The following is a 22,554-nucleotide window of genomic DNA, read 5'->3' as shown; positions in this document are numbered from 1 at the left end:
TCGATTTTTCGGGTAGATTGTCCGTATTTTGCGCGGCCTTGAGGAGATCAACGATGAAAAAACCGATCCAGGAATTCAACAAGTGGATGCTCTCCCTGGTGGAGCACATCGGCCTGCTGGTGATCGCCATTGCCACGGTGTACGCCATGGCAAGCGAAGTCATGGTCATGGTGCACGCGGCGCAGGTGACCTTGGCGGACCTTCTGCTGCTCTTCCTCTACCTGGAAGTGCTGGCGATGGTCGGGCTGTATTACGGTTCAGGCAAACTGCCGGTGCGTTTTCCGCTGTATATCGGCATGGTGGCGCTGGCGCGCTATTTGATCCTGGACATGAAAGCCATGGACGACTGGCGCATGCTCGCGGTGAGTGGCTCGATCCTGATGTTGACGGTGGCCGTGCTGCTAATCCGTTTTGGCCATGTCCGCTATCCGTATCCGGGCGACGAGCCGGCAGCAGATTCACGCAACACCCTTAAAAACTGAGACCTACGGAATCTTGTCATGACTACACCGATGTATCAATCCGGCATCAAAAGCCTGCCCCTGCTCAACTGCGGAAAAGTGCGCGACATTTATGCCGTCGACGACCAGCACCTGCTGATTGTCACTACCGACCGCCTGTCCGCCTTTGACGTCGTTTTGCCCACCCCCATCCCCGGCAAGGGCGAAGTATTGACGGCCATCTCCAACTTCTGGTTCGACCGGCTCAAGGATATTATCCCCAACCAGCTCACCGGCATTGCCCCCGAATCCGTAGTCGCAGAAAACGAACGCGAGCAAGTCAGCGGTCGCGCCATCGTGGTGAAGAAACTCAAGCCACTGCCGATCGAGGCGATCGTGCGCGGCTATTTGGTCGGCTCGGGCTGGAAGGAATACCAGAAGAGCCGCAGCGTATGCCGCATCCCCCTGCCGGAAGGCCTGCGCGAGGCCGACAAGCTGCCGCAGCCGCTGTTCACCCCTTCGACCAAGGCGGAAATGGGCGCACACGACGAAAACATCAGCTACGAACAGGCCGAACAACTGCTCGGCAAGGGACTAGCCGCCCAGGTGCGCGACACATGCATCGCCCTATACAAAGAAGCCGCCTCATTTGCCGCAACCAAGGGCATCATCATCGCCGATACCAAATTCGAATTCGGCCAGGACGCCCATGGCAAACTCTATCTGATCGACGAGGCGCTGACCCCTGACTCCTCCCGCTTCTGGCCCGCCGACCAGTACCGGCCGGGCAGCAACCCGCCCAGCTTCGACAAACAGTACGTGCGCGACTGGCTGGAATCCACCGGCTGGAACAAGCAGGCCCCCGGCCCGGAACTGCCGCCGGAAGTCGCCGCCAAAACCGGCGAAAAATACCGCCAAGCGTTAAAGCGCCTGACGGAGGTCTGACAATGAGTCACATCGAGAAACTTGTCGACGGCTTCAAACGGTTCCGCAGCAACAATTATGAAGAGAATCATGCCCTCTTCGACCGCCTCACCAAGCAAGGCCAGTCTCCCAAGACGATTGTGGTGGGATGTTGCGATTCCAGGGTGGACCCCGCCATTGTGACCGACTGCGACCCCGGCGATTTGTTCATCATTCGCAATGTGGCCAATCTGGTGCCGCCGTTCGAAACCAGCGGCAACTATCATGGCACCAGCGCAGCGCTGGAGTTCGGTGTGCGCAATCTGGAAGTGGAAGACATTATCGTGCTGGGGCACGCCCAGTGCGGCGGCATTCGGGCACTGATGAGCACAACGCCGGGCGCCGAACCTCAGGAAGGGTTTGTTTCCGGCTGGATGAAAGTTGCCCGCAACGCGCGCAACCGTGTGCTGTCCCGCATGCATGGGGAACCCCTGGAAAAGCAGGCGCGGGCCTGCGAGCAGGAAGCCATTCTGGTGTCCCTGGACAACTTGCTGACTTTTCCCTGGATTCTGGAACGGGTCGCGCAAAAAAAATTGACGCTGCATGGCTGGTATTTTGATATGGAGCACGGCGAATTGCTGCGCTACAACCCGGTCAGCAACCTCTTCGAAGCATTTTCATGACGAGCATGCGGAGCGACGGAGTGAGCGATCGGGAACGGCACACGCAAATCGCAGCGGCGGCCCGTCTGTTGCGGGCGGGCGGGGTGGTGGCATTCCCTACCGAGACGGTTTACGGGCTGGGCGCGGATGCCGCCAACCCGGAAGCCGTGCGCAAGATATTCGAAATCAAGGGCCGGCCGTCAGACCATCCGCTGATTGTGCATATCGCCGACGCCTCCCTGCTGGATCGATGGGCGCGGGAGATTCCCCAAGCGGCGCGACATCTGGCGGAGAGCTTCTGGCCAAGCCCGCTGACGCTGATCCTGCGGCGCCAGCGTCATGTTCCTGACGCCGTGACCGGCGGCCAGGATACGGTGGGGCTGCGGGTGCCCGATCATCCCGTCGCGCTGGCGCTACTACAGGAACTGGGGCCGGAAAAGGCGCTGGCGGCACCCTCTGCCAACCGCTTCGGGCGCATCAGCCCGACCACGGCGGCGCATGTGCGCGCAGAGTTGGACGAGGCGGTGGACATGGTGCTGGACGGCGGACCCTGCCGGGTTGGCCTGGAATCCACCATAATCAGTTTTGTTGGCGGAACCCCGCTGTTATTGCGGCCCGGCGGCATCTCCGTCGCGGCGCTTGAAGCCGTGCTGGGGGGGCGAATTGAGGCGCCTGACACCGCACAATCCGCCGTCCGCGTGTCGGGGAGCCTTCCCTCACACTATGCGCCCGTGACGCCGCTGGAGGTCCTGTCTGCCGAGTCGCTGAAGCGGCGCAGCCGGGAGCTGGTGAAGCGGGAACAGCGGGTGGCGGTGCTGGGGTTGACATCGCCCTGTCAAGACAGCCCACACCTGCTGCATTTCCAGATGCCCGCCGCGGCGGCTGCCTATGCGCACAAGCTTTACGCGACTTTACGCCAACTCGATGGCGTCCGCTTTGACTTTATTCTGGCCGAAGCGCCGCCCGTGGACGTTGATTGGCAAGCGGTGAACGACCGCTTGCGCCGCGCTGCTATTGTGTATTGCCCCGCCGAAATTCAACCTCAGGAGAAGATGTATGAAGAAATCAGTTGATGCAAAAAAAACCACCCAGGATGCCGGCAGCAGGATTCTGGTCGGAATTATCACCGGCAGCCCCAATGACCTGCCCACCGTGGTCAAGGTGCGCGACACCCTGACCGAACTGGGCATCGCCAGCGAAATCGTGGTGGCCTCGGCCCATCGCACCCCGGACAAGGTGCTAGCCTACCTCGAGCGGGCGCACAGGGAAGACGTGCAGGTGCTGATCGGCTGTGCCGGCGTGGCCGCCCATCTGGCCGGCGTAATCGCCGGCCACACCCGCCTGCCGGTAATCGGCCTGCCGCTCTCGGGCGGAATCATGTCCGGCCTGGACGCTCTGCTCTCTACGGTACAGATGCCGCCGGGCGTGCCCGTTGCCACGGTGGCGGTGGATGGCGCCAAGAACGCCGCCATGCTGGCTGCCCGCATCCTGGCGCTGAAATTCCCGGAAATCAACAATGCACTGGAAACTGCGGCGAAAAAGGAACGCGCCCGCTACGACCAGACCGCGGATGAAGCGCTGGCGAAACTGACGGAAAAATAAAGGAAGCCACGATGCCCCTCGTCCACATGGCCGACATGCTCAAACATGCCTACCGTCATAGTTATGCCGTCGGAGCGTTCGGCGTGGTCAATCTGGACTTTGTGCAAGGCGTCCTGCAGGCTGCGGAAGACTGTCGAGCGCCGGTCATACTAAACCTGATCGAATCCCATTTCAGTTATTACGATTTGGAGCTGCTGATGCCGGCTGTGACTGTGGCGGCACAGCGAGCCAAAGTCCCGGTCGCCATCTGTCTGGATCACGGCGCAAACATCGAGTCCGCCGTGCGCGGCATCCGGACGGGCTGCAATGGAGTGATGGTGGACACCTCGCTGTTACCCCTCGACGAGAACCTCCGGCTTACCCGAGAAGTGACCGACATGGCTCATGCCTGCGGCGTGGCGGTGGAAGGCGAACTGGGCTACGTGCCCGGCGATGAGGATGAGGAGGGCATAAAAATTCCCGGCGGTCTGGTCTACACTCTGGCCTCCGAAGCGAAGGCTTTCGTGGAACGAACCGGCGTGGACTTCCTGGCGGTATCCATCGGCACCGTGCACGGGCGGATGAGCGGCACACCCAAACTGGATTACGCGCGCCTGGCCAAGATCAATGAGGCAGTCGGCATCCCGCTGGCGATCCATGGCGGCACCGGCCTTTCCGACGATCAGTGCAAAAAGCTGATCGCCAATGGCGTGGCCAAGATCAACTACTATACGGCGCTCTCCGAGGCGGCTGCCAACTCCATCAAAGCCAACGTCAGCCCCGGCCAGAAGAGCTACAAAGCAATCACACATGGCGTCCGCGGCGCCATACGCGCCGAAGTGGAGCGCTGCATCCGCCTGTGGGGCAGTAGCGGCCGTGCCGCCGAAGTGCTGGCGCAATGCCGGCCGTGGCGCGAAGTCGAACACATCGTGCTGTATAATCAGCCCGCAAGCCTGTCTGAAGAGGCGGCCGCCACGATGGTGATCCGGAGCAAGGAAACCCTCGCGGCCATTCCCGGGGTGCGGCGCGTGCAGGCCGGGACCGCGGTCAATGGCGAAAACCGCCGCCGCTGCTGGCTGGTACGTTTGGCCACGCCGGAAGTGGCTGCCAGCTTCAGCAACCACCCCGAGCAGCTCAAATTCGCCAACAGCCTGTCCCAGCAAGGCGGTGCGGATAGGGCGGCCATGGATTTCGAACTCGGCGAGTAACGACAAATCGAGCACCGTATTCGGATGATGGCCCATGGCGCCAGCTTGGCGCCTTTTTAATGAACTTAGAGCCACTGAAAGCATGTCCAGAATACCTAGCGATACCCAGTTGCGCGCCCGCGTAAAATTGTTCGGCAACGTGCTCGGCAACGTCCTGCGTCCCCTGCAAGACGGCCGCGTGCTCGATGCGGTGGAAGCCCTGCGCAAAGGCTACATCCGCTTGCACAAGAAAGATTCGCCAGCCAGCCGGCGCCGCCTGGAGAAGATCATCGAATCACTGGATGCGGAGACGCTCACCCATGTGGTGCGCGCGTTCAGCATTTACTTCAGCCTGGTCAACCTGGCCGAGGAATCCTTCCAGCACCAGACCCGTCGCGCCCAGGTATATCATGGCGGCCCCTTGTGGAAGGGCTCTTTCGACGCCACCCTGCGGGAGTTCCACGACCAGGGGATCAGCGCCGCAGAACTCCAGACCCTGTTCGACAAGGCCGCCTACATTCCGGTGTTCACCGCCCATCCCACCGAATCCAAGCGCCGCACCATCATGGAACATCTGCGCCGCATCTTCCTCACCGCCGAGCGCCTGGACGACCCGCGCACTGGCAAGGAACAGCGCCAGGAACTGATCAGCCAGCTCGAAGGGCAGGTCCAGACCTTGTGGAAAACCGACGAGGTGCGCGCCAGCAAGCCTCAGGTCCGGGACGAGATCAAGAACGGGCTATTTTATTTCCGCGAAAGCCTGTTCAAGGCCGTGCCCGAAACCTACCGCTACCTGGAAAAGGCCATCGACCGCGTCTACGGGCCGGAACTGGCGGAAGGCCGGCGTATCCGGGTGCCAAACATCCTGCGCTTCGGCTCCTGGATCGGCGGGGACCGCGACGGCAACCCCTTCGTCACTCACGACACCACCGTCCTCGCCCTGCGCCTGCAGAAGCGGGAGGTATTGCGCCATTACCTGCACGAAATCATCAACCTCAGCCATGTGCTGACCCATTCGAAACGCCTGTGCACGATCAGCGACCCAATGGCCGCCAGCCTGGCGCAGGACGAACAGCGCTTTGCCGCGGTGTTCGGCGATTACCCCCAGCATTTCGGCCAGGAACCCTACCGCCGCAAGCTTTACCTGATGCGGCACCGGCTGCAACACAACCTGGATGCCGTGGATGCGCTGATCGAGGGCCACAGCGGGAACGCCTGTGCCGACAGCTACCCGTCGGAGCGGGAATTCCTGGCAGATCTCACCCTGATGCGCGATTCGCTAGTCAGCCACGGCGACCACGCGGCTGCCAACGGTGAACTGCAGGATCTGATCCGCAACGCGGAAACCTTCGGCTTTTACCTGGTTCACCTCGATATCCGCCAGGAATCGACACGCCATTCCGAAGCCGTTGCCGAACTGCTCGCCCAGCAACCAGGCATGCCGGATTACGGCAGCCTGAACGAAACCGGACGGCTGGAATTGCTGGGCGACCTGATCGCCCGTGCACAGAACCTCCCGGTCAAGCGCGAAATGCTCAGCGACACCAGCCGCGAAACCTTCGAAGTCTTTGAAGTGATGGCGCGCATGCGCCAGGAAGTCAGCCCACAGGCATTTGGCTCCTATGTCATCTCGATGACCCATGCCGCCAGCCACGTCATGGAAGTCATGTTCCTCGCCAGCCTGGCGGGGCTGGCCGGCCGCAATGACCAGGGCTGGTTCTGCCATATCGGCATCTCGCCCCTGTTCGAAACCATCATCGACCTGGAACACATCCAGCCGGTGATGACAGCGCTCCTCGACAACCCGGCCTATGCGGCCCTGCTCGGCTGCTCCAGCAAGCTGCAGGAAGTCATGATCGGCTATTCCGATTCCGCCAAGGACGGCGGCATCCTCGCCTCGGCCTGGTCGCTCTACGATGCGCAGACCAAGATCACCACGCTGGCCCAGGCGCGCGGCATCGAATGCCGCCTGTTCCATGGCCGTGGCGGCACAGTCGGGCGCGGCGGCGGCCCCACCCACGAGGCCATCCTGTCGCAACCTGAGGGTACCGTGCGCGGCCAGATCAAGTTCACCGAACAGGGTGAGGTGCTGTCGTTCAAATACAGCAATGTCGAAACCGCCTCCTACGAACTGTCGATGGGCATGACCGGCCTGCTCAAGGCCAGCACCAGCCTGATCCGTGAGCAGAAGCAGGGTCGCAGCGACTTCCTCGACATCATGGACAAGCTGGCGCAAGACGGCGAGACCGCCTTCCGCGGCCTGACCGACCGCACGCCGGGTTTCATCGACTATTTCTACGAAGCCACGCCGGTCACCGAAATCGGCCTGCTCAACATCGGCTCGCGCCCCTCCCACCGCAACAAGGGCGACCGTTCCAAAGCCTCGGTACGCGCCATCGCCTGGGTATTCGGCTGGGCTCAGTCGCGCCACACCCTGCCCGCCTGGTTCGGCATCGGCACCGCGCTGCACAACTGGCACAGCAACGATCCGCAGCGCCTGGCCAAATTGCAGCGCATGTTCCGGGAATGGCCGTTTTTCCGGGCGCTGCTCAGCAACACCCAGATGGCCCTGTTCAAGGCCGACATGAGCATCGCCGCCCGCTATGCCGCACTGGCGGAAAACCGGGAAACCGCTGACGCGATCTACCGGTCGATTCGCGATGAGTATCACCGAACCGTCACCCAGGTACTGGATATCACCGGCGCCACCGGCCTGATGCAGGAAACGCCGCAGCTGGCCTTGTCGCTAGCGCGCCGCAATCCCTACCTGGACCCGCTGAACCACATCCAGGTGCTGCTGCTGCAACGCTGCCGCGACGAAAGCCTGCCGCAGGCGGAGCGCGAAGCTTGGCTCAGACCTCTGCTGCGCTCCATCAACGCGATTGCGGCAGGCTTGCGCAACACCGGCTGATGAGAGCCTGGCGCGCCTTGGCACTGAACTACCCGGAAATCGACGAGGCGCCGGCCGGGCTAAAGTCGCCCCATGCTTGAAGCTGTCATTTTCGACGTGGACGGCACCCTCGCCGACACCGAGCGGGATGGCCACCGCGTTGCTTTCAACACGGCGTTCCGCGAATTCGGCCTGGGGTGGAACTGGGACGAAGCGCTTTACGGCGAACTGCTCAGAATCGGCGGCGGCAAGGAGCGTATCCGCGGCTATGTCGAGCGCAACCATCCCGAACTGTTGTCCCGGAAGGATTTCGATGCCTGGATAGCCCGCCTGCATGCTGCGAAGACCCGCCATTTCACCGCCCTGCTGCAACAGCCGGGCATCCCACTCCGCCCCGGCGTGGCGCGCCTGCTGCGGGAACTGCGGCAGGGCGGCGTGCGCCTGGCCATCGCCACCACCTCCGCCCCGCAAGCGGTGACGGCGCTGCTCGAAACCGGCCTGGGCGCCGAGAGCGTCGGCTGGTTCGAGGTGATCGGTGCCGGCGATGTGGTGTCTGCCAAGAAGCCCGCCCCGGACATCTACCGCTGGGTGCTGGAGCGCCTCGCTCTACCGCCCGCGTCTTGCCTTGCCGTCGAGGACTCGGCGAATGGCCTCAAGGCCGCCATCGGCGCCAGCCTCTGCACGCTGATCACGATCAACGGCTACACCGCGCACGAAGACTTCACCGGCGCGGTCGCCGTGCTATCCGACTTGGGCGAGCCGGAGCAGCCCGCTGCGGTCGTGCTGAAGGGCAGCCTGCACGGACGGCGATATGTGGATCCGGCTCTGCTGGCGACATGGCTGCACCCAAGGCATAATTAAAACTGATGCTCCGCCAGGTTGAAAAGGAAAGGTCACGATAAATGTTCTCCATCTATGGCGTCACCGGCCAGACTTTCCACGGCCCTCTGGAGCAGTTGATTCAGGTGCCGGGGGTGATGCGCGCCCATCATGCCCGCGGCCTCGCCCGCGAGGGCGAGGAGCCGGGTGTGGAGATACCCCAGACCGCCCGGCGTACGGATCAAGACGGCGCAAATTATGAAGCCGCCGCCCGTGCCTATCCGGGGATGTGGCATCAAGAGACCGAACGCGGCCCGCTCTATCATGCCTACCAGATCATGAGCCGGGAAGTGACGGCGGTGCGGGCGGAGTCGCGGATCGAAGAAGCCTGGCGCACCCTTGTGACAGGGCGCATTCGCCAAGCCCCGGTGCTGGATAGTGCGCATCGTCTGGTGGGCATCGTCTCCGAGCGCGACCTACTCACCGTGCTCAACGTGGAGGGGGGCGAGGTGCGCGATGTCCTAGCCCGCACCGTGGCCGAGGTGATGGCCAGTCCCGTGGTGAGCGCCGACCCAGCGGCCGACATCCGCCGCATCGCCAGTGTGCTGCTGGATACCGGTTTCACCGGCGTGCCGGTGGTGAATGAGACGGGGGAAATGGTGGGCTTCGTCTCGCGCGGCGACATCCTGCGCGCGGTCATCGCCGACCCGCCCCTGAGTTTATGGGCGTGACGGTGGAAAATTTAACTTAAGCCGGAGAAAAAAATGTCGATCAAGGCCATTCCTATTTATCCGCCCACGCTTTGCCTTCAGCCCGAGGCCAAGCTGATGGAAGCACTAAAACTCATGCTGGAGAAGCAGATCAACCATGTGCCCTTGTGCGACGGCAGCGGCGGTTTCGCCGGCGTCGTCAGCACCAACGCCGTGCTGCGGGCGCTGATCCCGGCCAGCGCGCGGGCGGAAGGGGGCTTGTCCGACCTCAGGTTTGCCGGCGACGCCGAGCGCATGCTGACCAGCCGGCTGCATGATCTGGAGCGCCTGACGGTGGGGGAATTCGCCAGGAAGGACATCCCGCTGCTGGACGAGGATTGTCCGCTGCTGGAAGCGGCTCTGCTGCTCACCAACAGCACCGCGCCGCTGCCGGTGGTGGGCGCGGACGGCAAGCTGCGCGGTATGTTGAGCCGCCGCGCGCTGCTCGCCTATCTCGCGCAACAGGCGGGGCTGTGACATGCACGGCGCCGCTGCCACCGCTACGCAGGTATTGTTCGGCCTGAGCCCGCTGCTGGTCTCGCTCGCCATCTTCGTCGCCACCTACGCCGTCATCGTCACCGAGAAAATCAACCGCGCCATCGTCGCCCTGCTCGGCGCGGGGCTGATGATCTTCTCCGGTGTGCTGCACCAGAGCGAGGCCTTCGCCGGCATCGACCTCAACACCATCGGGCTGTTGACCGGCATGATGGTGATCGTCGCCATCACCCAGAAAAGCGGCGTGTTCCAGTACGTGGCGGTGGTCGCCGCTAAAGCTGTCAAGGCCGATCCGTGGGGGCTGATGGTGATGCTGTCGGTGGTGACGGCGCTGTTTTCCGCCCTGCTCGACAACGTCACCACGGTGCTCCTGATCGCCCCGGTGACGCTGCTCATCACAGACGCCCTCAAGCTCAAGCCCTACCCTTACCTGTTCGCCCTGATCTTCGCCTCCAACATCGGCGGCAGCGCCACCCTGATCGGCGACCCGCCCAACATCATGATCGGCTCCGCGACCGGGCTCGGCTTCAACGATTTCTTCTTCAACCTCGCGCCGCTGGCGCTGGTGGTTTTCATCCTGACGCTGATCCCTTTTTACCTGATCTGGGGCAGAAAGCTTTACGCCGCGCCGGAAGACCGCGCCCAAGTGATGGCCTTCGACGCGGACCGGGCGATTACCGACCCGCGCCTGCTCAAGCAATCCCTGGCGGTGATCGCGCTGGTCATCCTGGGCTTCATGCTGGCCCACGTCATCGGCCAGGAACCGGCCACCATCGCCATGTTCGGCGCGGCGCTGCTGCTACTGCTGCGGGTCTGGGACCAGAACGGCGAAGATCAGTCCCACCAAGTGCAGCGGGGCTTCGCCGAGGTGGAATGGGTCACGATCTTTTTCTTCGTCGGCCTGTTCGTGGTGGTGGCGGGGGTGGAAAAGGCCGGCGCCCTCAAGCTCCTGGCGCAACAACTGCTGGAGCTGACCGGCGGCGATTTCGCCGCCACCGCCCTGGTCATCCTGTGGGTATCGGCGGTGGCCTCGGCGCTGGTGGACAACATCCCCTTCGTCGCCACCCTGATCCCGGTGATCCACAGCATGGCGCCGACCTTCGGCGCGGAAAGCATCAATACCCTGTGGTGGTCGCTGGCACTGGGCGCCTGCCTGGGCGGCAACGGCAGCCTGGTGGGGGCGAGCGCCAACCTGGTGGTGGCCGGCTTCGCCGAGCGCGCCGGCCAGCCGATCCGCTTCCTGCCGTTCATGCTGATGGCGTTTCCGCTGATGCTGGCGAGCATTGCGGTCAGTAGCGGCTATCTGTGGTTGCGCTATTTGTGAGGCGTGGTGTTTCGAATCGACAAGGAGACTGAGTGATGAGAAAAAAAGCGGCAAGGTATCGTTTCTGGCTGTTGGCGCTGGCGGGCTTGCTGATCCATGACGCCGCCCTGGCGGCTTCGGACTGCTGGAAAGCCCCCGTTCCGCAATGCCGTGGCGCCGATCTGAAGTGGGCCGACCTGCGTGATGCCCAACTCGACGGCGCCGACTTCGAAAGCGCCGATCTGGAACATGCCAACCTCCGGGGCGCTTCCCTCAAGGGGGCGAATTTCAAGGGCGCGCGCATGAGCCATGCCAGCCTGCAGCAGGCCGACCTGGGCGAAGCGAATCTCGATGGCGCCGATCTGGCTTATGCCCACCTCGAAAGCGCCAATCTGGAGCGCGCCAGCCTCAAGGGCGCCCGGCTGGTCAAGGCCGATCTCAAGCTCGCGGACCTTGAGGGTGCCAACCTGGAAGGCGCCAGCCTGAAGAATGCAAATCTGTCCGGCGCCGATCTGGAAAACGTGCAGTTGCAAACCGCCGACCTGGAAGGCGCGCATCTCGGTATGGTGAATCTCAAGAAGGCCAATCTCGCCGGCGCAAAATTGAAAAATACCCTGCTCCACGGCGCGTTGCTCAAAGGCGCTGTCTGGACCGATGGACGGACTTGCGGGATCGGCTCGATAGGGCGCTGCAACAAGTAGAAACCTGCGAACAGGCTTTTTTCGAAATCACCCGGAGTATGTCGGTATAAAAGCCGGCAACAGCGCAAGCCCGCCGCGACGCCTTTGTGCGCTTGGCTGGTGGTAAGCTGTTCGATGGACAAGTGAACGGGAGCTTGAATGCTTGAAATCCTGCAAACCTGGCTGCAGTTCGCCATCGTCTCCGCCGTGATCGTGGTGGCGGGCTACCACCTCTCCCGCTACGGCGATGTGATCGCCGAGAAGACCGGGCTGTCTGGGTCGTGGATCGGACTGGCGCTGCTCGCCACCGTGACTTCCCTGCCTGAACTGGTGACGGGAATCAGCTCGGTGGCCGCCGCCCATGAAACGGATATCGCCGTGGGCGACGTGCTCGGCAGTTGCGTGTTCAACCTGCTGATCCTCGCCCTGCTCGACGCCGTTTACCGCAAGGGATCGATCTTTGCCGGGGGAAGGAAAGGCCATCTGCTGATTGCGGCTTACGGCATCCTGCTCATCGTCATGAGCGCGGCTGGCCTGCTCCTCGCCCAAGCCGGGCGGATGCCGGCGCTGGCTCATGTCGGCCTGTACGCGCCGGCCTTCCTGCTGGTTTATCTGGCGGCGATGCATGCGGCATTCCGTTACGAGCGGGAAGATGTGGCTGAATTCGAGGCCGCCGAGGCCGCCCGCTACCCCGGCATCACCCTGCGCCAGGCCGGAGCGCGCTACGCCGTGGCCGCCGTCGCCGTGGTGGCGGCGGGATCGATGCTGCCTTTCATCGCCGCCGACCTCGCCGATCTGGTGGGGTGGAGCCGCAGCTTCGTCGGCACCCAATTCGTCGCCGCCGTCACCTCCCTGCCCGAGATCACGGTGACCTTCGCGGCGCTGCGCCTGGGCGCCATCGACATGGCCATCGCCAACCTGCTCGGCAGCAATCTGTTCAACATCGCCATCCTCGCGGTGGACGACGTGTTTTACCTGCCCGGCCCGCTGCTGGCCCACGTTAGCTCCATTCACGCCGTCACCGCCCTGGCCGCCATCGCCATGAGCGCGGTGGTGGTGATCGGCCTGCTTACCCGCCCGCGCAAGCGCATCGGCGGTGTCATGAGCTGGCCGGGTCTGGCGCTGGTGGCGATTTATCTGCTCAATAGCTACGCCCTGTATTTCCACGGCGGTTGATTTGAAGGAGAGCGTTATGTCGGAAAAAGGAAGTGACGATAAAGTCATCGGTTTTCTCAACCGGGTCATCCGCCAAGTCGCCAGGGTAGTCGCGGTGATCATGGTGCTGGTGATCATCTGGGGTGTCGCCGACATCGTTTACGTGCTCTACCAGCGCCTGACGGATCCCAGTCACCCCTTTATGCTGCTGGAGATCAGGGACATCCTGGCCACCTTCGGCGCTTTCATGGCGGTGCTGATTGCCATCGAGATTTACCACAACATCATCCTTTACGCGGAGGATCACCGCGACCACCGCCTTGCCGTGGAAATCGTGCTGGGCACCGCGCTGATGGCGATTTCTCGCAAAGTGATCGTGTTCGATTTTAAGGAAACGACTCCGGAACACATTTATGGTTCGGCAGCGGTCATTCTCGCACTGGTCATCGGCTACTACCTGATCGCGGTGCGTGGTGTCCCGGCTGCGCATGATTCTCGAATCACGAGGGATATTGATGGAAAACCATAACGTCAGCCAGAAAATGGAACCTTGGACCATTGCCGCTGACGCGGCGCTGGCACACTTTGACACCACCTTCCAGGGCTTGACCGAAGCCGAAGCGCGGCAGCGGCTGGAACGCCATGGCCCCAACCGTCTGGCGCAAAAGCCGCCGCGTCCGGCCTGGATGAAGTTCCTCGACCAGTTCAAGGATCTGCTGGTGATCGTGCTGATCGGCGCAGCCGCGCTGGCGGGCGCGATCGGCGACATCAAGGACGCGGTGGTGATCCTGATCGTGGTGGTGTTCAACGCCGCACTCGGTTTCTACCAAGAGCACCGCGCCGAGGCGACGCTGGCGGCACTCAAGAAGATGCTGGCGCAGCATGCGCGGGTAAGGCGCGGCGGCGAGGTGCTGGAAATCGCAGCCGAAGACCTCGTGCCCGGCGACATCGTGCTGCTGGAGGCGGGCGACCGGATTCCGGCCGACGCACGCGTGCTGGCGGCGCACAACGCCGAGGTGGCGGAAGCAGCCCTGACCGGCGAATCCAACGCCGTGGGCAAGCACGCCGAGGCGCTTCCGCCCGGCGAGCACCCCCTAGCCGAGCGCTTCAACATGGTATTCATGAACACCGTGGTGACCCGCGGCCGGATTGAGGCGCTGATCGCCGCAACCGGCATGGAAACCGAGATGGGGCGCATCACCGGCCTGCTGGATACGGCGGAGGAAAGCCCCACCCCGCTGCAAATCCAGCTCGACGGGCTAGGCAAGCGCCTGGCCATCATCGCCGGCGTGGTGGTGACCCTGATTTTCGTGCTCGGCATCCTGCGCGGCGATCCCCTGGTGCAGACCATCATGACCTCCATCGCCTTGGCCGTGGCCGCCATCCCCGAGGGGCTGCCAGCGGTGGTGACGGTGACGCTGGCCATCGGCATGCACCGCATGGCGAAGAACCGCGCCATCGTAAAAAAACTCTCGGCGGTGGAAACCCTGGGCTCGACCTCGGTGATCTGCTCCGACAAGACCGGTACCCTGACCCTCAACCAGATGACCGCGCGCAACCTGTTCTACCGCGGGCGGCGCTTTGCCGTGTCCGGCGAGGGCTATGTTGGCGAGGGAGAGTTTGCCGCCGAAGACGGCCTGCCACCACCCGATTTTCTGCCGCTGCTGGCGCCCGCCGCCCTGTGCAACGAAAGCCGCATCCGCGCCGGCGAGCTGATCGGCGACCCCACCGAGGGCGCGCTGCTGGCGCTGGCCATGAAGGGCGGCATCGAGCCGGACAGTCTGGTCGAGCACAGCCCGCGCATCGCCGAAATCCCCTTCGACTCGGCGCACAAGTTCATGGCCACCTTCCACCACGACGGCGAACGGGTGCGCATGTTCGTGAAGGGCGCGCCCGACGTGCTGCTGGCGCGCGCCGGTCGCCATCTCGACGCAACCGCCGAGTCGCCGCTGGACGACGCGGCCCGCGCCGCCTTCGAGGCCGAGAACGCCCGCCTCGCCGGCCAGGCCATGCGTGTGCTGGCGGTGGCCAGCCGCGACATCCCGGCGCATGACTTCGACCCTGCCGGCGACCTGATGGTCTGGGCGCAGCAGCTCACCCTGGTCGGCCTGGTCGGCATCATCGACCCGCCACGGTCCGAGGCACGCGACGCGATCCGTTTGTGCAAGCAGGCCGGCATCCAGGTCAAGATGATCACCGGCGACCACGCTATCACCGCCGCCGCCATCGCCCGCGAGCTGGGCCTGGAAGGGGCGGTGCTGACCGGCGCCGAGCTCGACCGGATCGACGTCGCCGAGCTTTCCCGCCACATCGAGGAAACTGCGGTGTTCGCCCGCGTCGCCCCGGAGCACAAGGTCAAGATCGTCCAGGCGCTGAAGGCGCGCGGCCATGTCGTCGCCATGACCGGCGACGGCGTCAACGACGCCCCGGCGCTGAAGAACGCTGACATCGGCGTGGCGATGGGCATCACCGGCACCGAGGTGACCAAGGAAGCCGCCACCATGGTACTCACCGACGACAACTTCGCCACCATCGTCGGCGCGGTCAAGGAAGGCCGCACCATCTACGACAACATCGTCAAGTTCGTGCGTTTCCAGCTCTCCACCAATGTCGGCGCCATCCTCACCGTGCTCGGCGCGCAACTGCTGGGCCTGCCTACTCCCTTCACCGCGATCCAGATCCTGTGGATCAACATCATCATGGACGGTCCGCCCGCCATGACCCTAGGGCTGGAACCGGCGCGTCCCGGTATCATGAACGAGGCGCCGCGCAGCACCGAGGCGCGCATCCTCACCCTGCCGCGTTTCTGGCGCCTGCTCGCCTATGGCACCATCATGGCGGCAGGCACCATCGGCGTGTTTTCGTATGGGTTGTCGTCGGGCGGGATGGAACACGCCTTGACGCTGGCTTTTACCACTTTCGTGCTGTTCCAGTTCTTCAACGTGTTCAACGCCCGCACCGAGCATGGCACCGCCTTCAACCGACTGTTCTTCGCCAACGGCAAGCTGTGGAGTGCGCTGATCGGGGTGGTGGGATTGCAGGTAGTGGTGGTGCACTGGGGCCCGGCGCAGGAAATCTTCCACACCACGGATCTCTCCGCATCGGACTGGAGCCTGACCTTCGCCGTGGCGGCGAGCGTGCTGCTGTTTGAAGAGGCGAGGAAACTTCTGCAGCGGTTGTGGAACCGGCAAGCGAAGCCGGACGCGCCACGCCCATCCCCCTGAACCCGAAACGGAGGCGAAAGACAGCATGCATCCCATCCGCCGCAGCGCCGAGCAAGCCGGGTACGTGGGCGCGCTTTCGTCGGCGGTAGCAAAGGGGGGGAGGCGGCATAGTCTTGCGCTCTGGGTTTTCGTCGTCTTCGGTCTTGCGGCACTGACAGGCTGCTCGCCCCCGCGCGCCTACGAATCGGCTCTGGCGCTGGCCGACACGGTGGCGGGCGAGACGCCTTCGCGGCTCAAGGCAAAGACACCCGCCCCGCCCCGCGCCCCCGTCGCCTACCGCGTGGACGGCCGGCAGCGGGCGGCCGACCTTTACCTGCCGGGGGATGGCAAACCCCGTGCCGGCCTGGTGCTGGTCACCGGCGCGGTGCCGCAGGGCAAGGACGACCCCCGCATCGTCGCCTTCGCCCAAACTCTGGCGCGCGCCGGTTTCGCGGTGCTGGTGCCGGAGATGGCGGGCTTTCGCGATCTGCGGATACACCCGCGCGACGCCCGCGAGGTGGCCGACGCTTTCGCCTATCTGGTCTCGCGCCCGGAGCTGGCGCCCGAAGGGCGGGCGGGTATGGCCGCCTTCAGCTATGCCGTGGGTCCCGCCGTGCTGGCCGCGCTGGAGCCGGATATCCGCGAGCGGGTGCGCTTTATCGTGGGGGTGGGCGGCTACCACGACCTCACCCGCGCGGCGCGCTTCGTCACCACGGGATGGTTCGAGCACGAGGGCCGCTGGCAGGCCATCGCGCCTGACGAATACGGCCAGCTGGTGCTGGTGCGCTCGGCTATGGCCTATCTGGCGAGCGCGCGTGACCGGGCGCTGCTCGAAGCCATGATAGAGCGGCGGCTCAAAGACCGCGCAGCCAGGCTCGACGATCTGGCGGCGCAGCTCGGCGGCGAGGGGCAGGCGGTTTACGCCCTCGTCACCAACCGCGACCGCGACCGTTTCCCCGCCCTGTTCGACGCCCTGCCGGCGAACATGAAACGCGATATCGCCGCGCTGAGTCTGGCCGACAAGGATCTCACGCGGCTCAAGGCGCGGCTCATCCTGGTGCATGGCAGGAATGACAACCTCATTCCTTATCCGGAGACGCTCGCGCTGTCCAACGCCGTCGGCCGCGAGCGGGCGCGGGTGTTCCTCATCCACCGCATCCTCGGCCATGTCGATTTGAGTCTCGCCCATGTAGTGTCCTGGCAATTCTGGAGCGAGGAAATGCCCGATGCCTGGCGCATGGGCCGGGCCACCTATGTGCTGCTGTCGGAGCGCTCGGATGAGTGAACGGGGGCGGCTCGCATGGCTCGCCGCGTTCACCGTCGGCATCGCAGCGGCGGTGTTCGCCTTCGTGCCGCCCATTGCCCAGCCGCAGTGGTATCACGACTTCGCCGATCGGCGCGCCTGGCTGGGCGTGCCGAATTTTCTCGACGTGGCTTCCAACGCGCTCTTTCTCGTCGTCGGGGCAGCGGGATTGGCGCGGCTGTCCGAGGGGGTGTTCGCCGCCCCGCGCGAGCGCTGGCCGTACGCCGTGTTCTTCGCCGGACTCGTCCTCACCGGCGTCGCTTCCGGCTGGTATCACCTGGAGCCGACCGACGCGCGGCTGGTAGGGGATCGCCTGGCCATGAGCGTGATTTTCGCCGGCTTCACCGCCGCCGTGCTGACGGAACGGCTGGGTTTGCGCTGCAGCCTTGCCGCCCTGCCGGCGCTGCTCGTGGCAGGGCCAGTCGCGGTGCTCTACTGGGCGGCGACCGAGGCGGCCGGGGCGGGGGATTTGCGCGCCTACGGCCTGGTGCAGTTCACCCCCATGCTGCTCCTGCCGCTGTTGCTGTGGCTGATTCCGGCGCGTTATACCCGCGGCGGCGACCTGCTCGCGGTGCTCGGACTCTACGCCTTGGCGCTGGCGCTGGAATGGCTGGACCGGCCCATTTTCGAGTTGACCGGGAACGTGAGCGGGCATACCCTCAAACACCTCGCCGCCGCCCTGGCGGGCTATGGTCTGCTGCGCCATGTGCGGCTGCGCCGCCTGAAACAATGCGAGGAGATCGTGCCATGATGAAAACGCTTTTCCCCATGCTGGCGGCGCGCTTGGCAGACGGCGAGACGCCTTTGACCCTTATCCCCGTCGGCAGGAGCACCCGATCATGAGCGTAAGTCTCAGTCCCATCTTCATTGGCCTCGCCCGCTTTGGTCAGCGCCCCGCTATCTTGGCGCTCGGCCCCGCAGGCGCAGTCACCTGGAGCTACGCCGAACTCGCCAGCCGCATCGAGGCGCTGGCGGGCGGACTCATCCAGGCCGGCCTGCAGCGCGGCGAGGCCGTGGCCCTGTTCGCGCCCGACAGCCCGCCGTGGATCGCCGCGGCGCTGGCGGCCATCCGCGCCGGCGGCGCCGTACTGCCGGTGGACGCGCAACTCCCCGATGACGTGCTGGCGCATGTGCTGGCCGACAGCGGCGCGCGCATCATTTTCACCGCATCCGACCGCGTGGAGCGGCTGGCACGCCTGGCGCCCGTGTTGAGGCTCGTCCTGCTGGATGCGTGCGACGACGATGCCCGCGGTTGGCAGGCCCTGCAGTCGCCTCACGCGGTCGCGCTGCCGCCGTCGGACGCCTCCGACCCGGCCGCCCTGTTTTACACCTCGGGCACCACCGGCCGCCCCAAGGGCGTGCCGCTGTCCCACGCCAATCTTGCCTTTCAGCTCGATGCCCTAGCCGCCACCGGCCTGCTCACCCCCTCCGACCGGGTCGCCCTGCCGCTGCCGCTGCACCACGTCTATCCCTTCGTGCTGGGGCTGCTGGCGCCGCTTGCCCTGGGGCTGCCTCTGATCCTGCCGCAGGCGCTGACCGGCCCGCAGGTGCTGCGGGCGCTGAAGGATGGCGAGGCCACGGTCATGGTGGGGGTGCCGCGCCTGTACGCCGCCATGGTGGCCGGCATCGAGGCGCGGGTGGCGGCGCGTGGCGGCATCGCCGCCGCTCTGGTGCACGGGCTCATGGCCTTGTCGCTTTTTCTGAACCGCCTGGGGCTAGATGCTGGCCGCGTGCTGTTCGGCCACCTGCTGCACGCCGGGCTCGCCCCCAAACTGCGGCTGCTGGCCTGCGGCGGCGCGGCGCTGGAAGCGGAACTGGCCGCCAGGCTCAGGGCTCTGGGCTGGCAGGTGGGGATCGGCTACGGCCTGACGGAGACCGCGCCGCTGATCAGCATCAACCCGCCCAAGGGCCGCCCGGGCAGCGTCGGCCGCCCGCTGTCGGGGGTGGAGGTGCGCATCGCTACGGACGGTGAGATCCAGGTACGCGGCCCGAATGTCTTCAAGGGCTACCGCAACCTGCCGGAGAAGACGCAAGAGGCCTTCACCGCCGACGGCTGGTTCCGTACCGGCGATCTGGGGCGGCTGGACGCCGACGGCTTTCTGTTCGTCACCGGCCGCGCCAAGGAACTCATCGTCACCGCCGGCGGCGAGAACGTGCAGCCCGAGGCCGTGGAGACGGCCTATCAGAGCCATCCCTACATCCGCGAATTCGCCCTGCTGGAAGACCGCGGCCGGCTGCTCGGCCTGGCGCTGCCTGAGCCGGGCGCCATCCGCCGCGCCGGACACACCGACATCGCCGCCGCCGTGCGTGAGGCGGTGGCGGAGGTGAGCGCAAGCCTGCCCTCGTATCAGCGCGTGGCCGAAATCGCGCTCACCCGCGACCCTTTGCCGCGCACCCGTCTGGGCAAGCTGCGCCGTCATCTGCTGGCCGCAGCCTACCAGGCTGCCCGCGCTGGCGAGACGCAGCCCGCGCGGGCCGAACCCCTGCCGCCGGACCAATGGCCGGAGGCCGACCGGGCATTGCTGGTCCAGCTCGCAGCGGGCCAGACCTGGGAGTGGCTGGTGCGCCGCTTTCCCGGCCGACGCCTGACCCCCGACACCAGTCTGCGCCTGGATCTGCAGGTGGATTCGCTGGCCTGGCTGGATATTGCCCTCGATCTTGAGCGGGCAGCCAGCGTGGAACTCACCGAGGCCGCCATCGCCCGCATCGAAACCGTGCGCGATCTGTTGCGCGAAATGAACGAGGCGAAGGCCGGCGAGGTCTGCGCCGCCGCCTGGGATCAGCCCGAGCGGGTGCTGACCGCGGTCGACCGGCGCTGGCTGGCGCCCACCGGGGCGCTCGCGCGTACCCTTGCCTGGGGCTTCGTCCGGCTCCTGGAACCGCTCGCCCGGCTGGCCTTTCAGCTGCGCGTGGAGGGCCGCGAACACCTGCCGACGCATGAGCAGGTCATCTATGTGGCCAACCACGCCAGCTTCCTCGACCCTTTCATCATGGGCGCCGCCATGGGGCCGGCGCGGGTGGCGCGCACCCGCTGGACTGGCTATACCGGCATGGCCTTCGCCAACCCGGTCACGCGCTTTCTGAGCCGCATCGCCCGCACCCTGCCGGTAGAGCCGGAGCGCGGCGCGACCGCCGCCCTGGCGCTCTCTGCCGCAGCTATCCGGCAGGGCGACAGCCTGGCCTGGTTCCCCGAGGGGCAGCGCACCCCGGATGGGCGCCTGCAGGACTTTCGTCCCGGCGTCGGCCGGCTGCTGGCGCGGTTTCCGTTGCGCGTCATCCCGGTGCACATCGCCGGCAGCTTCGCCGCCATGCCGACCGGCAAACACTGGCCGCGCCTCGTCCCCATTACCATCCGCTTCGGTGCGCCCATCGACCTGCGGGCGCTGGTTCCAGACCTGACGGCGCCGGATACCCCGGAACGCCTCGCCCTCGCCCTGCAAGAAGCGGTGGCCGGCCTGGAAGCGCCGCGGCGAAAGCCGCCGGGGGACGCCCCATGAGGCGCCTGCCCGCCCTGCTTGCCGCCACCGACCTTTCCGCGCCTTCGCGCCATGCTGCGCGACGCGTTGAACAGACGGTTTGCGACGCTGCATCAGGGCGGCCCTGTAGCGCGTCCATGCTTTGCCTATATTCGAGTTTATCGAACTTTATGTCAGTTATATTCGACTTTATAGAATATTAAATGGTCGCTATACTTCATGGTGTTACTACTAGAAGGAGGAAAGAACCATGAACCCGATCCATTCCATCAACCAGGCGCAAGCCCTGCCGGCACAGGCATCCGCGACGCTTGCCACCAACAAGATGATCCGCAACACCTATCTGCTGCTGTCCATGACGCTGCTGTTCAGCGCCTTGAGCGCGGCGGCGGCGGTGGCGATGAAGCTGCCCCATCCGGGCATGATCATTACTCTGATCGGCTATTTCGGCCTGCTGTTCCTCACCACCAAGTTCCGTGACGGCGCGCTCGGGCTGGCGTTCGTGTTCGCTCTTACCGGCTTCATGGGCTACACTCTGGGGCCGATTGTCAGCCACTACCTGGGCCTGCCCAACGGTGGCCAGATGGTGATGACGGCAATGGGGCTCACCGGCGCGATCTTCCTCGGGCTCTCCGGTTATGCACTGGCCAGCCGCAAGGATTTCAGCTTCATGGGCGGCTTTCTCATGGTCGGCATCCTGGTCGGCTTTCTGGCTGGTCTGGGGGCGATGTTCTTCGAGCTGCCCGGCTTGTCGCTGGCGGTTTCGGCCATTTTCGTGCTGCTCATGTCCGGGCTGATCCTGTACGAAACCAGCAACATCATCCACGGCGGTGAAACCAACTACATCATGGCCACGGTCACGCTGTTCGTGTCCATCTTCAACCTGTTCACCAGCTTGCTCCATCTGCTGGGTTTCATGAATAGCAACGAATAGAAACCGGCATGCTGAATACACTAGAAAAACTATTTGAGAAAACGCTCTGGAACGGCCGCTTCGTGGTCGTGGTTGCGGTGGTGGCGAGCATGGCTGCCGCCACCGCGATTTTCTACATGGCCACGGTGGATGTGGTGTACCTGGTCGGCCACATGCTCAATTACGCCGATCCTGCTCTAGCCGGCGAGGCGCGCAAGCTTCTTCACGACCAGACCATCACCCATGTGGTGGAAGTGGTGGACGGTTACCTGCTGGCCACTTTCATGCTGATTTTCGCGCTCGGCATGTATGAACTTTTCGTCAGCGACATTGACGAAGCACGTGGCAGCAAGACCTCCAGCAAGATCCTGGTGATCGAGAACCTGGACGACCTCAAGGCGCGGCTGGCCAAGGTAATCCTGATGATCCTGATCGTCACCCTGTTCGAGGAGGCGCTGAACATGAAGATATCGTCCCCGCTCGACCTGTTGTATCTCGGTGGTGCCATTGCCCTGATCGGCGCGGCGCTGTTCCTCACCCACAAGGCCGAAGCACACGGAAAAGAAATCGAACACCCTGGAGACTGAATCATGAAACGCATATTCCTGTTTCTCGCCACCAACCTGGCCATCGTCTTGGTGCTCTCGATCACCCTGCGGCTGCTGGGAGTAGAGCCTTACCTTACCGAAGCGGGGCTGAATCTCGGCAGCCTGCTGATTTTCGCCGCCGTAATGGGCATGGGCGGTTCCTTGATCTCGCTCGCCATCTCCAAGTGGAGCGCCAAGCGCATGACGG

At 64.6% G+C, this 22,554-nt stretch carries 20 protein-coding genes and 1 pseudogene; all 21 read left to right on the top strand.

All coding sequences use genetic code 11. The features are described 5' to 3' along the window. The first annotated feature begins 53 nt into the window (after positions 1-53). Entirely contained in the window at positions 54-482 is a 429-nt protein-coding gene (locus tag VMV64_RS14705) for a phosphate-starvation-inducible PsiE family protein (protein WP_325331666.1), read from the top strand. 18 nt (positions 483-500) lie between these two features. Further along, positions 501-1,385 (top strand): phosphoribosylaminoimidazolesuccinocarboxamide synthase, encoded by an 885-nt coding sequence (locus VMV64_RS14700; protein ID WP_325331664.1) that lies wholly within the window; start codon positions 501-503, stop codon positions 1,383-1,385. Positions 1,386-1,387: 2 nt separating this feature from the next. Further along, the gene (locus tag VMV64_RS14695) at positions 1,388-2,026 is read left to right on the top strand and encodes a carbonic anhydrase (protein ID WP_325331662.1); all 639 of its coding nucleotides are present in this window, start codon (positions 1,388-1,390) and stop codon (positions 2,024-2,026) included. Next, positions 2,023-3,078, top strand: coding sequence for an L-threonylcarbamoyladenylate synthase (locus tag VMV64_RS14690; RefSeq protein ID WP_325331660.1), 1,056 nt, complete (start codon positions 2,023-2,025; stop codon positions 3,076-3,078). The genes VMV64_RS14695 and VMV64_RS14690 overlap by 4 nt, the downstream gene beginning before the upstream one ends. Further along, on the top strand, positions 3,062-3,607 hold the full coding sequence (purE, locus tag VMV64_RS14685; RefSeq protein WP_325331658.1) for a 5-(carboxyamino)imidazole ribonucleotide mutase: 546 nt from the start codon (positions 3,062-3,064) through the stop codon (positions 3,605-3,607). Before VMV64_RS14690 ends, purE begins: the two co-directional genes overlap by 17 nt. Positions 3,608-3,618: 11 nt before the next feature. After that, positions 3,619-4,794, top strand: a complete 1,176-nt coding sequence (locus VMV64_RS14680) for a ketose-bisphosphate aldolase (protein ID WP_325331656.1) — start codon at positions 3,619-3,621, stop codon at positions 4,792-4,794. 82 nt (positions 4,795-4,876) lie between these two features. After that, the gene (gene ppc / locus VMV64_RS14675) at positions 4,877-7,684 is read left to right on the top strand and encodes a phosphoenolpyruvate carboxylase (RefSeq protein ID WP_325331654.1); all 2,808 of its coding nucleotides are present in this window, start codon (positions 4,877-4,879) and stop codon (positions 7,682-7,684) included. 72 nt (positions 7,685-7,756) lie between these two features. Beyond that, positions 7,757-8,524 (top strand): HAD family hydrolase, encoded by a 768-nt coding sequence (locus tag VMV64_RS14670; RefSeq protein ID WP_325331652.1) that lies wholly within the window; start codon positions 7,757-7,759, stop codon positions 8,522-8,524. A 41-nt stretch (positions 8,525-8,565) separates the two neighbouring features. Then, complete coding sequence (locus tag VMV64_RS14665; protein ID WP_325331650.1) at positions 8,566-9,213, top strand: HPP family protein; 648 nt, start codon at positions 8,566-8,568, stop codon at positions 9,211-9,213. A gap of 33 nt (positions 9,214-9,246) precedes the next feature. Continuing rightward, entirely contained in the window at positions 9,247-9,708 is a 462-nt protein-coding gene (locus VMV64_RS14660) for a CBS domain-containing protein (protein ID WP_325331647.1), read from the top strand. A gap of 1 nt (position 9,709) precedes the next feature. Next, on the top strand, positions 9,710-11,050 hold the full coding sequence (locus tag VMV64_RS14655) for an ArsB/NhaD family transporter (protein WP_325331645.1): 1,341 nt from the start codon (positions 9,710-9,712) through the stop codon (positions 11,048-11,050). Positions 11,051-11,085: 35 nt separating this feature from the next. Beyond that, positions 11,086-11,730, top strand: coding sequence for a pentapeptide repeat-containing protein (locus VMV64_RS14650; protein ID WP_325331692.1), 645 nt, complete (start codon positions 11,086-11,088; stop codon positions 11,728-11,730). A gap of 138 nt (positions 11,731-11,868) precedes the next feature. After that, on the top strand, positions 11,869-12,885 hold the full coding sequence (locus tag VMV64_RS14645) for a sodium:calcium antiporter (protein ID WP_325331643.1): 1,017 nt from the start codon (positions 11,869-11,871) through the stop codon (positions 12,883-12,885). 16 nt (positions 12,886-12,901) lie between these two features. Continuing rightward, positions 12,902-13,393 (top strand): phosphate-starvation-inducible PsiE family protein, encoded by a 492-nt coding sequence (locus VMV64_RS14640; protein ID WP_325331641.1) that lies wholly within the window; start codon positions 12,902-12,904, stop codon positions 13,391-13,393. After that, positions 13,380-16,088 carry an HAD-IC family P-type ATPase gene (locus VMV64_RS14635; RefSeq protein ID WP_325331639.1) on the top strand — a complete coding sequence of 903 codons (2,709 nt, stop codon included), beginning with the start codon at positions 13,380-13,382 and terminating at the stop codon, positions 16,086-16,088. The genes VMV64_RS14640 and VMV64_RS14635 overlap by 14 nt, the downstream gene beginning before the upstream one ends. Before the next feature lie 25 nt (positions 16,089-16,113). Beyond that, entirely contained in the window at positions 16,114-17,352 is a 1,239-nt protein-coding gene (locus VMV64_RS14630; protein WP_325331637.1) for a hypothetical protein, read from the top strand. Beyond that, the gene (locus tag VMV64_RS14625; protein WP_325331635.1) at positions 17,345-18,121 is read left to right on the top strand and encodes an alkaline phytoceramidase; all 777 of its coding nucleotides are present in this window, start codon (positions 17,345-17,347) and stop codon (positions 18,119-18,121) included. Before VMV64_RS14630 ends, VMV64_RS14625 begins: the two co-directional genes overlap by 8 nt. Before the next feature lie 88 nt (positions 18,122-18,209). Next, the gene (locus tag VMV64_RS14620) at positions 18,210-20,867 is read left to right on the top strand and encodes an AMP-binding protein (RefSeq protein ID WP_325331633.1); all 2,658 of its coding nucleotides are present in this window, start codon (positions 18,210-18,212) and stop codon (positions 20,865-20,867) included. Between the two features lie 229 nt (positions 20,868-21,096). Next, on the top strand, positions 21,097-21,780 hold the full coding sequence (locus VMV64_RS14615; protein WP_325331631.1) for a Bax inhibitor-1/YccA family protein: 684 nt from the start codon (positions 21,097-21,099) through the stop codon (positions 21,778-21,780). A gap of 8 nt (positions 21,781-21,788) precedes the next feature. Continuing rightward, a complete protein-coding gene (locus VMV64_RS14610) occupies positions 21,789-22,346 on the top strand; it encodes a YqhA family protein (RefSeq protein WP_325331629.1) in 558 nt (185 codons plus the stop codon). A gap of 3 nt (positions 22,347-22,349) precedes the next feature. Beyond that, positions 22,350-22,554, top strand: a pseudogene (locus VMV64_RS14605) (zinc metalloprotease HtpX); the annotation flags it as partial.

Source organism: Sulfuricella sp., assembly GCF_035531155.1.
Classification (GTDB): domain Bacteria; phylum Pseudomonadota; class Gammaproteobacteria; order Burkholderiales; family Sulfuricellaceae; genus Sulfuricella.
The sequence above is the reverse complement of the archived record's forward strand: the minus strand, read 5'-3'. Positions and strand labels throughout refer to the sequence as shown.

Bases quoted from the DNA above. Each gene is read 5' to 3' on its own strand.
- VMV64_RS14615 (WP_325331631.1), top strand. From the start codon at position 21,097: ATGAACCCGATCCATTCCATCAACCAGGCGCAAGCCCTGCCGGCACAG.
- VMV64_RS14700 (WP_325331664.1), top strand. From the start codon at position 501: ATGACTACACCGATGTATCAATCCGGCATCAAAAGCCTGCCCCTGCTC.
- VMV64_RS14640 (WP_325331641.1), top strand. From the start codon at position 12,902: ATGTCGGAAAAAGGAAGTGACGATAAAGTCATCGGTTTTCTCAACCGG.
- VMV64_RS14660 (WP_325331647.1), top strand. From the start codon at position 9,247: ATGTCGATCAAGGCCATTCCTATTTATCCGCCCACGCTTTGCCTTCAG.
- VMV64_RS14620 (WP_325331633.1), top strand. From the start codon at position 18,210: ATGAGCGTAAGTCTCAGTCCCATCTTCATTGGCCTCGCCCGCTTTGGT.
- VMV64_RS14625 (WP_325331635.1), top strand. From the start codon at position 17,345: ATGAGTGAACGGGGGCGGCTCGCATGGCTCGCCGCGTTCACCGTCGGC.
- VMV64_RS14690 (WP_325331660.1), top strand. From the start codon at position 2,023: ATGACGAGCATGCGGAGCGACGGAGTGAGCGATCGGGAACGGCACACG.
- VMV64_RS14630 (WP_325331637.1), top strand. From the start codon at position 16,114: ATGCATCCCATCCGCCGCAGCGCCGAGCAAGCCGGGTACGTGGGCGCG.
- VMV64_RS14705 (WP_325331666.1), top strand. From the start codon at position 54: ATGAAAAAACCGATCCAGGAATTCAACAAGTGGATGCTCTCCCTGGTG.
- VMV64_RS14695 (WP_325331662.1), top strand. From the start codon at position 1,388: ATGAGTCACATCGAGAAACTTGTCGACGGCTTCAAACGGTTCCGCAGC.
- VMV64_RS14670 (WP_325331652.1), top strand. From the start codon at position 7,757: ATGCTTGAAGCTGTCATTTTCGACGTGGACGGCACCCTCGCCGACACC.
- VMV64_RS14655 (WP_325331645.1), top strand. From the start codon at position 9,710: ATGCACGGCGCCGCTGCCACCGCTACGCAGGTATTGTTCGGCCTGAGC.
- ppc (WP_325331654.1), top strand. From the start codon at position 4,877: ATGTCCAGAATACCTAGCGATACCCAGTTGCGCGCCCGCGTAAAATTG.
- VMV64_RS14665 (WP_325331650.1), top strand. From the start codon at position 8,566: ATGTTCTCCATCTATGGCGTCACCGGCCAGACTTTCCACGGCCCTCTG.
- VMV64_RS14635 (WP_325331639.1), top strand. From the start codon at position 13,380: ATGGAAAACCATAACGTCAGCCAGAAAATGGAACCTTGGACCATTGCC.
- VMV64_RS14645 (WP_325331643.1), top strand. From the start codon at position 11,869: ATGCTTGAAATCCTGCAAACCTGGCTGCAGTTCGCCATCGTCTCCGCC.
- purE (WP_325331658.1), top strand. From the start codon at position 3,062: ATGAAGAAATCAGTTGATGCAAAAAAAACCACCCAGGATGCCGGCAGC.
- VMV64_RS14650 (WP_325331692.1), top strand. From the start codon at position 11,086: ATGAGAAAAAAAGCGGCAAGGTATCGTTTCTGGCTGTTGGCGCTGGCG.
- VMV64_RS14610 (WP_325331629.1), top strand. From the start codon at position 21,789: ATGCTGAATACACTAGAAAAACTATTTGAGAAAACGCTCTGGAACGGC.
- VMV64_RS14680 (WP_325331656.1), top strand. From the start codon at position 3,619: ATGCCCCTCGTCCACATGGCCGACATGCTCAAACATGCCTACCGTCAT.